At 62.5% G+C, this 13055-nt stretch carries 12 protein-coding genes; 7 read left to right on the top strand and 5 right to left on the bottom strand.

All coding sequences use genetic code 11. From position 1 onward, the window contains the following. Positions 1–223 precede the first annotated feature (223 nt). From JN756_RS22795 to JN756_RS22775, 5 genes are all read left to right on the top strand, one after another. Positions 224–2050, top strand: coding sequence for a long-chain-acyl-CoA synthetase (locus JN756_RS22795; protein WP_169865542.1), 1827 nt, complete (start codon positions 224–226; stop codon positions 2048–2050). A 111-nt stretch (positions 2051–2161) separates the two neighbouring features. Then, positions 2162–2677, top strand: coding sequence for an ankyrin repeat domain-containing protein (locus JN756_RS22790; protein WP_017845853.1), 516 nt, complete (start codon positions 2162–2164; stop codon positions 2675–2677). 41 nt (positions 2678–2718) lie between these two features. Continuing rightward, a complete protein-coding gene (locus tag JN756_RS22785) occupies positions 2719–3249 on the top strand; it encodes a hypothetical protein (protein ID WP_046483965.1) in 531 nt (176 codons plus the stop codon). Positions 3250–3316: 67 nt separating this feature from the next. Next, positions 3317–3508, top strand: coding sequence for a PLDc N-terminal domain-containing protein (locus JN756_RS22780; protein ID WP_010567448.1), 192 nt, complete (start codon positions 3317–3319; stop codon positions 3506–3508). A gap of 414 nt (positions 3509–3922) precedes the next feature. Continuing rightward, entirely contained in the window at positions 3923–6010 is a 2088-nt protein-coding gene (locus JN756_RS22775; protein WP_046382577.1) for an LTA synthase family protein, read from the top strand. Between the two features lie 55 nt (positions 6011–6065). On the opposite strand, the gene JN756_RS22770 is transcribed toward JN756_RS22775, so the two are convergent. Further along, a complete protein-coding gene (locus JN756_RS22770) occupies positions 6066–6218 on the bottom strand; it encodes a DUF3309 family protein (protein ID WP_010208879.1) in 153 nt (50 codons plus the stop codon). Positions 6219–6549: 331 nt separating this feature from the next. Between JN756_RS22770 and JN756_RS22765 the strand changes: the two genes are divergently transcribed. Continuing rightward, complete coding sequence (locus JN756_RS22765) at positions 6550–7365, top strand: SDR family oxidoreductase (RefSeq protein WP_046382578.1); 816 nt, start codon at positions 6550–6552, stop codon at positions 7363–7365. A 169-nt stretch (positions 7366–7534) separates the two neighbouring features. Further along, positions 7535–7732 carry a carbon storage regulator CsrA gene (csrA, locus tag JN756_RS22760; RefSeq protein ID WP_017845857.1) on the top strand — a complete coding sequence of 66 codons (198 nt, stop codon included), beginning with the start codon at positions 7535–7537 and terminating at the stop codon, positions 7730–7732. Positions 7733–7741: 9 nt separating this feature from the next. On the opposite strand, the gene JN756_RS22755 is transcribed toward csrA, so the two are convergent. From JN756_RS22755 to JN756_RS22740, 4 genes are all read right to left on the bottom strand, one after another. Beyond that, the gene (locus tag JN756_RS22755) at positions 7742–7969 is read right to left on the bottom strand and encodes a YheU family protein (RefSeq protein ID WP_003236706.1); all 228 of its coding nucleotides are present in this window, start codon (positions 7967–7969) and stop codon (positions 7742–7744) included. Positions 7970–8028: 59 nt separating this feature from the next. Next, a complete protein-coding gene (locus tag JN756_RS22750; RefSeq protein ID WP_046382579.1) occupies positions 8029–9213 on the bottom strand; it encodes an osmoprotectant NAGGN system M42 family peptidase in 1185 nt (394 codons plus the stop codon). Positions 9214–9288: 75 nt separating this feature from the next. After that, positions 9289–11034 carry an N-acetylglutaminylglutamine synthetase gene (gene ngg / locus JN756_RS22745; protein ID WP_128192359.1) on the bottom strand — a complete coding sequence of 582 codons (1746 nt, stop codon included), beginning with the start codon at positions 11032–11034 and terminating at the stop codon, positions 9289–9291. A gap of 3 nt (positions 11035–11037) precedes the next feature. Further along, positions 11038–12810: an N-acetylglutaminylglutamine amidotransferase gene (locus JN756_RS22740; RefSeq protein WP_201021411.1), complete on the bottom strand. Its 1773-nt coding sequence runs from the start codon at positions 12808–12810 to the stop codon at positions 11038–11040. Between the last annotated feature and the right edge of the window lie 245 nt (positions 12811–13055).

Here is a 13055-nt window from a genome sequence, read left to right as displayed (position 1 = left end):
ACTCGATCCGGCCGGGCGGGCGCCTCGTCACTGATAGGGACTGCCGATGTGTCGCAAAATTCCCTGTGGGGCGGTTGCGGCTTCGGGATACAAAACATTTCAAATCCCGCGTGTACAGTCGAAGAACGGCTGGCGTATTTTCCCCTGAGCATTTGGCTTCCTGCCTGCAAAAAATGCCGGAGTTTCTGGCCCCGACGAAGAATAAGAAAAAGGACGTTCCTCCATGCGCCATCCGCAAAACGACATGATTACCTGGAGCATGCTGCTGCGTAAGGTGCCCGCCATCGTCCGCGCCTTGCCACGGGTGGTCCGCGGCATGCGTGCCGCGAATGTCACCGACCCCGCGCAGCCCTGTGGCCTGGGCTGGCATTTCGAGCAAGCCGCCCTGCGCAACCCTGACGGCGCGGCGTTGTTGTACGGCGACAGCGTGCTCAGTTACCGCGATGCCAACCAGCGTGCGAACCGCATCGCCCACCACCTGCAGAGCCAGGGCATCCGCAAAGGCGATGTGGTGGCGCTGTTTATTGAAAATCGCCCCGAATTGCTGCTCAACGTGCTGGCCGTGGCCAAGCTGGGCGGCATCTGCGCCATGCTCAATACCTCGCAAACCCAGGCGGCGCTGGTACACAGCCTGAATCTGGTCAACCCGGTGGCGATTGTGGTGGGGGCGGAGTTGGTGGAGGCCTACACAGCGGTGCGCGATCAAGTGGTGATCGCGGCCGATCGCACCTGGTTTGTCGCGGATCAACCCGGCAGCGCGGTGCCTGCCGGCTATATCGACCTGATGGCGGCCAGCGCCGAGTGCACGCTGGACAACCCGGCCAGTTCCCGGCAGATCTTTTTCAACGACCCGTGCTTCTATATCTACACCTCCGGCACCACCGGCTTGCCCAAGGCCGGCATCATGAAACATGGCCGCTGGACCAAAACCGCGGTCAGCTTCGCCAGCATCGCCCTCGACATGGGCCCCGCCGACGTCATGTATTGCACCTTGCCGCTGTACCACGCCACCGGCCTTTGCGTGTGCTGGGGCTCGGCGATCGTCGGCGCGTCGGGGTTCGCGATTCGCCGCAAATTCAGCGCCAGCCAGTTCTGGGGCGATGTGCGCAAGTTCAACGCGACCACCCTGGGTTATGTCGGTGAGCTGTGCCGTTACCTGCTCGACCAGCCGGCCAGCGCCCAGGACCGTGACAACCGGGTGATCAAGATGGTCGGCAATGGCCTGCGGCCCGGTGTATGGGCGCAGTTCAAGCAACGCTTTGGCGTCGAGCATATCTGTGAGCTGTATGCCGCGAGTGACGGCAATATCGGCTTCACCAATGTGTTGAATTTCGACAACACCATCGGCTTCTGCCTGCAGCGCTGGGCGCTGGTGGACTACGCCCACGACAGCGGTGAGCCGCTGCGTGGCGCCGATGGTTTCATGCGCAAGGTGCAAACGGGCGGGGAGGGCCTGTTGCTGGCGAGGATCGATGAAAAGGCCCCGTTCGACGGTTACACCGACCCGGAAAAGAACCGCAAGGTGGTGCTGACCGACGTGTTCGAAAAGGGCGACCGCTACTTCAATACCGGCGATCTGCTGCGCAGCATCGGTTTCGGCCATGCGCAATTTGTCGATCGCCTGGGCGACACCTATCGCTGGAAAGGCGAAAACGTTTCCACCACCGAGGTCGAGAACATCCTGTTGCAACACCCGCAGATCGCCGAGGTGGTGGCCTACGGTGTCGAGATCGAAAACACCAATGGCCGCGCCGGCATGGTCGCCATCACCCCCAGCGAATCCCTGGCCGCCCTGGATATGCGCGAGTTGCTGCAGTTCGCTCATGGCCAGTTGCCGCACTATGCGGTGCCGCTGTTCCTGCGGATCAAGATGAAGATGGAGACAACGGGCACGTTCAAATACCAGAAAGTGCGGCTCAAGGAAGAAGCGTTCGACCCGGCCAAGGCCGGCAACGACCCGGTCTACGCCTGGCTGCCCGGTTCGGATTGCTATGTGCCGGTCACCGGGCAATTGTTGGCGCAGATCCAGGGCGGACAGTTCCGCTATTGATTCTGCCTATGGTGGCTGTTGACAAAAAAACCATGACAGTGGGGAACTCCCTCGCGACACTGGGCGCCTACTCTTCAGTACCCGAAGCCGCACCAGACAAGGAGCCCCCACATGTCAGACCATGCCAAACAAATGACCGAAGACGAAGCCGCCGAATTTGCCGAGCAGGTCTTCGACGTCGCGCGCAGAGGCGATGCGGCCTTGCTTGCCGCGCTGCTGGCCAAGGGCTTGCCAGCCAACCTGCGTAACCACAATGGCGACACCTTGCTGATGCTGGCCGCCTATCACGGCCACGCCGACGCGGTCAAAGTGCTGCTGGAGTTCAAGGCCGACCCACAGATCGCCAACGATAAGCATCAACTGCCGATCGCCGGCGCGGCGTTCAAGGGCAACTTGCCCGTGGTCAAGGCGCTGATCGAAGGCGGCGCGCCGGTTGATGCGTCGTCCTCCGACGGCCGCACGGCATTGATGATGGCCGCGATGTTTAACCGCGTTGAAATGGTCGACTACCTGCTCAGCCAGGGCGCCAACCCCAAGACTGCCGACGCCCAGGGCGCCACGGCATTGGCCGCGGCACAGACCATGGGCGCGGTGGATACGGCGGCGCAGTTGCAGAAACTGGTGTAGGCTACGCGCCCTCGAAAACCCGCCCGCCACAGGACCCCTTCATGAAAAACGCCCTCGTCGAACTCATCCGTAAAATCAGCGCCGGCGTCATGGGCGACGACGAGGTGGCGCGAATCGCCGAGGAAGCGGCGCAGGCCTACGCCGACCCGGTGGCCTTTCTGGCGGCGAACCCGGACATCAACTACGACGATACTTTCCCGATTCCGCTGGGCGAGTGGGTGGTGGTCGGCAGCCTGCCGGACACGGTGCTGTTCCAGGCCGACACCTATGGCGACTTGTTTGCGCAGATCGTTGCCTCGTTCGGCCCCGGCGTGGCGTTCAACCTCAAGCCCAAGCAACTGGCCAAGACCGAAGCCCTCACCGCGCTCAATCGCATCCAGATCCAGATGAGTGCGCTCAGCCCGCAAGACGGTGGTTATGTGTTGCTGAACTTCAGCCAGCCGCTGGATGACGAGATCCAGGCCGTGCTGGTGTTCGGCAACGACCTGCCGCGCGTGCTGGAACTGTGCGCCGAAGTCGGCATCCACGGCGAACCGTCCCTGGAAGCCCTGCGGGTCGCCGTCCACGTCTGAAATAAAACGGAACCCCAGCCAGGGCTGGCTATCCTACAAGGGCATGCCCTCACTTAGGAGCGACACCATGGGTTCCACTTTCAACGGTCTGGTCGGGCTGATCATCCTCGCGCTGGATATCTGGGCGATCATCAATGTGTTCAAAAGCGGCGCGAGCACCGGTGCCAAGGTGTTGTGGATTCTGTTGATCCTGCTGCTGCCGGTCCTGGGCCTGATCATCTGGGCGATTGCCGGGCCGCGGGGCAACGTGCGGTTCTGAGCGCCAGCTTCACTCAAGCTGAAGCGGGCACGGAAAATGTGGGAGGGGGCTTGCCCCCGATAGCGGTGTATCAGTCGTTACAACAGTGACTGAACCACCGCTATCGGGGGCAAGCCCCCTCCCACAATGGTTTCAGCAAATGCCTTGATATTGTGTGTCGAAATATTCGCTGTACGAAATTTTCACATCTCATCCAAGACAATTCGCCGGCTTTATCTCCCTGCAACGGCTCTATCTCAAGCACCGCCAGTTGCAGGATTGCGGCACGCATTCAGTAATTAATGGCGTTGCCGGCAGTGATCGGGCACCATTTGCGCCATCGCGTTTACCGCCTACCCCAGCCAGCCTGGGCGAGGGCCGGACGCCACTGCACTCTTTTTCGCAACTTAAACCTCCAATGGGTCCTGAAACGACATGGCAAACCCGGACGCCCTGAATCAGCAGCGAGCTTCTAATCGCCTGCTGCAACCGACCGTCAAATCCCATCTGGCATACACGCTGCTTTGTGCACTGGTCATGATGGTGATGTTCTCCCTGCTGCGCCTGGCGCTGCTGGCCTACAACCGCGAGATGATCCTCGACACACCGGCCTCGACCTTCCTGGAAGCGTTCGCCAACGGCCTGCGCCTGGACATTCGCCTGGTGGTGTACCTGACGATCCCCTTGCTGCTGTCACTGTTCAGCGTGCGGGCCATGGCCGCGCGGGGGTTCTTCCGTTTCTGGCTGACCCTTGCCTCCAGCATCGCGCTGTTCCTGGGCCTGATGGAGATGGACTTCTATCGCGAATTCCACCAGCGCCTCAACGGCCTGGTCTTCCAGTACGTGAAGGAAGACCCGAAAACCGTGATGAGCATGCTCTGGTACGGTTTCCCGGTGGTGCGCTACCTGCTGGCCTGGGCCGTCGGCACGCTGATCCTGAGCGTGGCCTTCAAGGGCGCCGATCGGGCGACGCGTCCACGCGGCCCGTTCAGCGGCGGCAGCATCGGCACCCGCCAGGTGGCGCCGTGGTATTCGCGCATCGCGGTGTTTGTGGTGTGCCTGCTGGTCGCCGTGGTCGCCGCTCGCGGCACCCTGCGCCAGGGCCCGCCGCTGCGTTGGGGTGACGTCTACACCACCGACTCGAACTTCGCCAACCAATTGGGCCTCAATGGCACGTTGTCGTTGATCGCCGCGGCCAAGTCGCGCTTCTCCGAAGAACGCACCAACATCTGGAAGGCCACCCTCGAACAACCACTGGCCACCCAGACCGTGCGCGACATGCTGGTGTTGCCGCAAGAGAAGCTGGTGGATACCGACACCGCCGCCGTGCGCCGTGATTTCACGCCACCGGCCGAGAAAACCCTGCCGATCAAGAACGTCGTGGTGATCCTGATGGAGAGCTTCGCCGGTCACTCGGTGGGCGCCCTGGGGCGTCCGGGCAATATCACGCCGTACTTCGACAAACTGTCCAAGGAAGGCCTGCTGTTCGACCGCTTCTTCTCCAACGGCACCCACACCCACCAGGGTATGTTTGCCACCATGGCGTGCTTCCCGAACCTGCCGGGTTTCGAATACCTGATGCAGACCCCGGAAGGCAGCCACAAGCTGTCGGGCCTGCCGCAGTTGCTCAGTGCGCGCAAGTTTGACGACGTGTATGTCTACAACGGCGACTTCGCCTGGGACAACCAGTCGGGTTTCTTCAGCAACCAGGGCATGACCAACTTCATCGGCCGCAACGACTTTGTCGACCCGGTGTTCTCCGACCCGACCTGGGGCGTGTCCGACCAGGACATGTTCAACCGTGGCCTGGAAGAACTGAAAGCGCGTGAAGGCGGCAAGCCGTTCTACGCCCTGCTGCAAACCCTGTCCAACCACACGCCGTATGCCTTGCCGACCCCGTTGCCGGTGGAGAAAGTCACCGACCGTGGCAGCCTCAACGAGCATTTGACGGCGATGCGCTACTCCGACTGGGCCCTCGGCCAGTTCTTTGAAAAGGCCCGCAAGGAGCCGTACTTCAAGGAAACCCTGTTTGTGATCGTGGGCGACCACGGTTTCGGCAACGAGCAGCAGATCACCGAGATGGACCTGGGCCGCTTCAACGTGCCGATGCTGATGATTGCTCCGGGCATGCAAGAGAAGTTCGGCGTGCGTGACCACACCGTGGGCACCCAGATCGACATCGTGCCGACCATCATGGGCCGTCTGGGTGGCGATACTCTGCACCAGTGCTGGGGGCGTGACCTGCTCAACCTGCCGGAAGGCGACAAGGGTTTCGGCGTGATCAAGCCTTCGGGCAGCGATCAGACCGTGGCGCTGGTCACCGGCGACCGCGTGCTGGTATTGCCTAAGGAAATGCCACCGAAGCTGTGGGAATACGAACTGGGCGCCGAGCCGACCGGTAAAGTGATCGCGGAATCGCCGGACGAGGCAGGGCTGAAACAGAAGCTCGAATCGTTCCTGCAGACCGCGACCAAAAGTTTGCTGGATAACACCGCCGGTGTTGTCGATGGCAAGCCGGACTGATTGACCGGCAATAAAAAAGAGGCCTTCATGAAGGCCTCTTTTTTTTGCCCGGCGTTTATATCTTGCCGAGTAACAACAGCACCAGCAGCACCACCAGGACTACGCCGAGAATACCCGACGGACCATAACCCCAGCTACGGGAGTGCGGAAACACTGGCAAACCGCCGACCAGCAGGAGAATCAGGATGATGATTAAAATGAGGCTCATAATTGTATTTCCTTATAGGCCTTCTGCAAGGACCGGTTGTTTAAAGTTAGGCCCGTGGGTTTAATCGCGGACGCCTTAATAACTCCGACTGTGCCGCTTCGCAGAAAATTCCGTGTTTTTTTAAAGCATTTCGAAGACCTGCTTATTTCTTTTAATGCGTCGCTGAATGCCTGCGCTTAGTTGAAAAAAATTGAACTTAGGGCGTGCCGTGGTATCCGACCCGGCCCGTGGTTTGCTCGGGGCATTCATCAATTGGATGGTGCGTGGGTGTAGGAAAAACCTTCGCTACACTGCCGATCACTTCTTCTGTGAACCACAAGGCTATTTTCCTATGCAAAATCGCATGATGATCACCGGTGCCGGGTCCGGCCTGGGTCGCGAAATCGCGCTGCGCTGGGCCCGCGAGGGTTGGCAGTTGGCCTTGTCGGATGTCAGCGAGCCAGGCTTGCAAGAGACTCTCAGGTTGGTGCGCGAGGCGGGTGGCGATGGCTTTGTCCAACGCTGCGACGTGCGCGACTACAGCCAGCTCACCGCCTTTGCCCAGGCCTGCGAGGTCAAGCTGGGCGGGATCGATGTGATCGTCAACAATGCCGGCGTGGCCTCCGGCGGGTTCTTCGCCGAACTGTCGCTGGAAGACTGGGACTGGCAGATCGCAATCAACCTGATGGGCGTGGTCAAGGGCTGCAAGGCCTTTCTGCCGCTGCTGGAAAAGAGCAAGGGCCGCATCATCAACATCGCTTCGATGGCGGCGCTGATGCAAGGGCCGGCGATGAGCAACTACAACGTGGCCAAGGCGGGCGTGGTGGCGTTGTCGGAGAGCCTGCTGGTGGAACTCAAGCAACAGGAAATCGGGGTTCACGTGGTGTGCCCGTCGTTCTTCCAGACCAACCTGTTGGACTCGTTCCGTGGGCCGACCCCGGCGATGAAGGCGCAGGTGGGCAAGCTGCTGGAAAGCTCGCCGATCTCGGCGGCGGATATCGCCGATTACATCTATCAGCGGGTGGCCGAGGGCGAGTTCATGATCCTGCCCCACGAGCAAGGGCGGATGGCTTGGGCGTTGAAGCAGAAAAACCCGCAGTTGCTGTATGACGAGATGACCGTGATGGCCGACAAAATGCGCGCCAAGGCCCAGGCGATTAAAGGCTGAGCGGGGCACTGTCGTAAATCTCGGAGCGGGGCTCGGCGCAAAAAATCATGTGGTCTGTCAGGCAAGTTACCTACCGTTGTAGGTGGTGCCTGATTTGACCGCAAGCCGTTGCTGAGCATCACCCAAGCGCGCAAGGTCGGGGTCCTGTCACTCGAAAAGGACAACCGCCATGCTGGTCTTAAGCCGCACCGTAGGCGAAATCATTTCCATCGGCGATGACATCGCCTTGCACATCCTCGAACTCAACGGTTCCCAGGTGAAGTTCGGAGTTCAAGCCCCGGCCGAGGTGTCGGTCCACCGCGCCGAGGTGTACCAGAAGATCGTCGAACGCCAGGACACCGCCAGCCATCCGCTGCCCAATCCCTGAACTGCACCTTCAGTCGAACAGGTGCTTGGGCACGTCGTGCTTGAGCATCAACTGGCATTGCTCGCTGTCGGGGTCGAAGACGATCAATGCCTGGCCCTTGGTCAGTGCCTGGCGCACGCGCAGTACGCGGGTTTCCAGGGGCGTGTCGTCGCCATTGTCGGTGCCGTCGCGGGTCACGAAGTCTTCGATGAGGCGGGTCAGGGTGTCGACTTCAAGTGCGTCGTAGGGAATCAGCATACAAGCCTCTGGGGTTAAGTCCCGGCGATGCTACTGCGCCGGGACCGTTGTTGCCAGTGTCAGGACTTCTGGCCGACCAGGCTGTCCACCGACGGCACGCGGGTATCGCTCTCCATTTGGGTCTCGTGTTCGATCTGATGACTGAACCGATCCAGTGACCCTTGCGCTGGTTGTGCGTCGCTGGCGAACACCGGCGGGCTGAGAATGTAAGCGCTCAACAACCGGCTGAGGGCCGCGAGGCTGTCGATGTGGGTGCGCTCGTAGCCGTGGGTCGCATCGCACCCGAACGCCAGCAGGGCGGTGCGGATGTCGTGGCCGGCGGTGACCGCCGAGTGTGCGTCGCTGAAGTAATAACGAAACAGATCGCGGCGCACCGGCAGGTCATTATCCGCCGCCAGGCGCAGCAGGTGGCGTGACAGGTGATAGTCATACGGCCCGCCGGAATCCTGCATCGCCACACTGACCGCGTGTTCGCTGGAGTGCTGGCCGGGGGCGACCGGGGCGATGTCGATGCCGACGAACTCGCTGACGTCCCAGGGCAGGGCGGCGGCCGCGCCACTGCCGGTTTCCTCGGTGATGGTGAACAGCGGGTGACAGTCGATCAGCAAGGGTTCGCCGCTGTCGATGATCGCCTTGAGGGCGGCGAGCAGCGCGGCGACACCGGCTTTGTCGTCGAGGTGACGCGCGCTGATATGCCCGCTCTCGGTGAACTCGGGCAGCGGGTCGAACGCCACATAGTCACCGATGCCGATCCCCAGGGAATCGCAATCGGCGCGGGTGGCGCAGTACGCGTCCAGGCGCAGTTCGACATGGTCCCAGCTCACCGGCATTTCATCCACGGCGGTGTTGAACGCATGCCCGGAGGCCATCAGCGGCAACACGCTGCCACGGATCACGCCGTTGTCGGTGAACAGGCTGACGCGGCTGCCCTCGGCGAAGCGGCTCGACCAGCAGCCCACCGGAGCGAGGGTCAGGCGGCCGTTGTCCTTGATCGCGCGCACGGCGGCGCCGATGGTGTCCAGGTGCGCCGACACCGCGCGGTCGGGGCTGTTTTTCTGGCCCTTGAGGGTGGCGCGGATGGTGCCGCGGCGCGTCATTTCAAAGGGGATGCCCAGTTCTTCGAGGCGTTCGGCGACATAGCGCACGATGGTGTCGGTAAACCCGGTCGGGCTGGGAATGGCGAGCATTTCCAGCAGCACTTTTTGCAGGTAGTTGAGGTCCGGTTCGGGAATGGTTCGGGTCATGGAAACTCCTGATGGGTTGAGGGCATCGATGGTTTCGATGAGGGTGGAGCGGCGCCGGCCCAGGCAACACTTCGTTCAGGCGCTGGGCTGACTGTGCGGAAACAACAAATCCACAAACCGTTCTGCCGTTGGCTGCGGTTCATGATTGGCCAGCCCGGCCCGTTCGTTGGCTTCGATAAACACGTACTCCGGTTGATCGGCGGCCGACACCATCAGGTCGAGGCCGACCATCGGGATGTCGAGGGCACGCGCGGCGCGCACGGCGGCGTCGACCAGCGTCGGATGGAGGATGCCGGTGACGTCTTCCAGGCAGCCGCCGGTGTGCAGGTTGGCGGTGCGGCGCACGGCCAATTGCGCGCCACGGGGCAGGATGCTGGAGTAGTCATGACCGGCCGCGTGCAGGGTGCGTTCGGTTTCGGCGTCCAGCGGTATTTTGCTTTCGCCGTCGGTGGCGGCCTGACGCCGGCGGCTTTGCGCCTCGATCAGGGCGCGGATGGAATGCTGGCCGTCGCCGACCACTTCGGCCGGGCGGCGGATCGCCGCGGCGACCACCTCGAAGCCGATCACCAGGATGCGCAGGTCCAGGCCTTCGTGGAAGCTTTCGAGCAAGACCCGGCTGTCGAACTGACGCGCTGCTTCAATCGCCTGTTGCACCTCTTCGATGGTCTGCAGGTCCACCGCCACGCCCTGGCCCTGTTCACCATCCAGCGGTTTGACCACGATGCGCTGGTGTTGGTCGAGGAACTCCAGGTTGTCGTCGGCGCTGCCCGCCCGCTGTTGCGCCGGCAGTTTCAACCCGGCGGCCTTGAGCACCTTGTGGGTCAGGCTTTTGTCCTGGCACAGGGTCATGCTGATGGCGCTGGTCAGGTCGCTCAACGATTCACGGCAGCGCACGCGGCGCCCGCCATGGCTGAGGGTGAACAGGCCGGCATCGGCGTCGTCTACCTGCACGTCGATGCCACGGCGATGGGCTTCTTCGACGATGATCCGCGCGTAAGGGTTGAACCCCGCCTGCGGGCCCGGGCCGAGGAACAGCGGCTGGTTGATGCCGTTCTTGCGCTTGATCGCAAAGGTGGCCAGGGCGCGAAAGCCGAGCTTGGCGTAGAGGCTCTTGGCCTGGCGGTTGTCGTGCAGCACCGACAGGTCCAGGTAGCTCAGGCCACGGCTCATGAAGTGTTCCACCAGGTGGCGCACCAGCACTTCGCCGACGCCGGGGCGCGTGCAGTGCGGGTCGACCGCCAGGCACCACAGGCTGCAACCGTGTTCCGGGTCGTGGAAGGCTTTCTGATGGTTGAGGCCCATCACGCTGCCGATCACCGCGCCGCTGTCTTCGTCCTCGGCCAGCCAATACACCGGGCCGCCCGCGTGGCGGGGCGTCAGGCGCTCGGCGTCGACCGGCAGCATGCCGCGTCCCTGGTAGAGCTGGTTGACCGCCTGCCAATCGGCCGCGGTCTGGACGCGTCGAATACGGAAGCCACGAAACACGCGGGTCGACGGACGATAGTCAGAGAACCACAGGCGCAAGGTGTCGGACGGGTCGAGGAACAGTTGCTGCGGATCGATCCCGAGGATCTGCTGGGGCGCCGCCACGTACAGTGCGATGTCGCGCTCGCCGGCCTGCTCGTTGAGCAGTTCCTCGGCCAGGCTGGCCGGGTCGGGAAACGTGTGGCCGATCAACAACCGGCCCCAGCCGCAATGCACCGCGATCGGCTCGGCGGCCAGTGGGCTGCCGTCTTCGGCCAGGCGCGCTTGCAGGCGCTCGTAGGTCGGCGCCTGGCCTTTGAGCAAGCGTTGGCTGTAAGCCGCTGCGAGAGGTTTCATCGATCAGATTCCTTGTTCGCTGAGCCACAGGTTCAGCGCCGCCAGTTGCCACAGCTTGGAGCCGCGCAGCGGGGTGAGTTGACCGTGTGGGTCGGTGAGCAAGCGGTCGAGCATGGCCGGATTGAACAGGCCGCGGTCCTGGCTCGGGTCCAGCAGCAACTCGCGGACCCAGTTCAGGGTATCGCCCTGCAAATGCTTGAGGCCGGGCACCGGGAAGTAACCTTTCTTGCGGTCGATGACTTCACTCGGGATGACCCGACGCGCCGCCTCTTTGAGGACCTGCTTGCCGCCATCGGGCAATTTGAATTTGCCCGGTACGCGGGCCGACAGTTCCACCAGGCGGTAGTCGAGAAACGGTGTGCGCGCTTCCAGGCCCCAGGCCATGGTCATGTTGTCGACGCGCTTGACCGGGTCGTCGACCAGCATCACCGTGCTGTCCAGGCGCAGCGCCTTGTCCACGGCGGCATCGGCGCCCGGCATTGCGAAATGCTCGCGCACGAAGTCGCCGGCGGCGTCATTGGCGGTCAGCCATTTCGGCGCGACGGTGGCCGCGTAGTCGTCATGGCTGCGATCGAAAAACGCCTCGCGGTACGCCGCATACGGGTCGCTGGCGCCGTCCACTTGCGGGTACCAGTGGTAACCGGCGAACAACTCGTCGGCGCCCTGGCCGCTCTGCACCACTTTGCAGTGCTTGGCCACTTCCCGCGAGAGCAGGTAAAAGGCGATGCAGTCGTGGCTGACCATCGGCTCGCTCATGGCGCGGAACGCCGCTGGCAGTTGCTCGATGATCTCGCCCTCGGCGATGCGCAGTTGGTGGTGCCGGGTGCCGTAGTGCTTGGCGATCAGGTCCGAGTACTGGAACTCGTCGCCGCGTTCGCCGCCGGCGTCTTCAAAGCCGATGGAGAAGGTCGACAGGTCCTGCACGCCGACGTCACGCAGCAGGCCGACGAGCAGGCTCGAGTCGACGCCGCCGGACAGCAACACGCCCACATCCACGGCGGCGCGTTGGCGGATCGCCACGGCTGCGCGGGTGCTGTCGAGTACGCGCTCGGTCCAGTCTTCGAGGGTCAGGTGCTGCTCATCTTCACGCGGCCCGTAAGGCAGGGTCCACCAGGTTTTCTGTTCGGTGTTGCCGTGGGCGTCGATACGCATCCAGCTGGCTGGCGGCAGTTTTTCGATGCCGGCCAGCAGCGTGCGCGGCGCGGGCACCACGGCGTGGAAGTTCAGGTAGTGGTTGAGCGCTACCGGATCGAGCACCGGGTTGATATCGCCGCCCTTGAGCAGGGCTGGCAATGTCGAGGCAAAGCGCAGGCGCTGGCTGGTGCGCGACAGGTACAAAGGCTTCACGCCGAGACGGTCACGGGCGATGAACAGCCGCTGGGCATCGCGCTCCCAGATCGCAAACGCAAACATGCCGTTGAGCTTGGGCAGCAGGGCTTCGCCCCAGGCGTGATAGCCCTTGAGCAGCACTTCGGTGTCGCCGCCGGAATAGAAGGCGTAGCCCAGGGCTTCGAGCTCCTGGCGCAGTTCCGGGAAGTTATAGATCGCGCCGTTGAAGGCCAGGGACAACCCCAGCTGCGCATCGACCATCGGTTGGGCAGAGCCGTCCGACAGGTCCATGATTTTCAGGCGTCGATGGCCCAGGGCAATCGGCCCCTGGGCATGGAAGCCCCAGGCGTCGGGGCCGCGTGGGGCCAAGTGATGGGTGATGCGCTCAATCGCAGCCAGGTCGGCAGGTTGGGCATCGAAACGTAGTTCTCCAGCTAATCCGCACATAAATTCCTTACCGGTTTTTCCGTTGGGGAGGGGTCAATACTCAATACGCCCAAAAGGCGCGTACCCAGAAACTGACACACGGCTATCAGTGGAGTTTTAGATCAATCTGTTATAAGGCAAACCGCCTTGACTGTTCGGGCGTGAGCCTGCGCAGCGTGTGGCGGCGGATTTGCGGGTGGTAAATAGGCTTGGCAAATATACAAGTTTTGCGCGGTTTGCCGTTGTGGACCGGCTGTTTGAAGAGG

It is taken from the genome of Pseudomonas sp. Y39-6, from assembly GCF_023651955.1.
GTDB classification, from domain to species: Bacteria; Pseudomonadota; Gammaproteobacteria; order Pseudomonadales; family Pseudomonadaceae; genus Aquipseudomonas; species Aquipseudomonas veronii.
The sequence above is the reverse complement of the archived record's forward strand: the minus strand, read 5'-3'. Positions and strand labels throughout refer to the sequence as shown.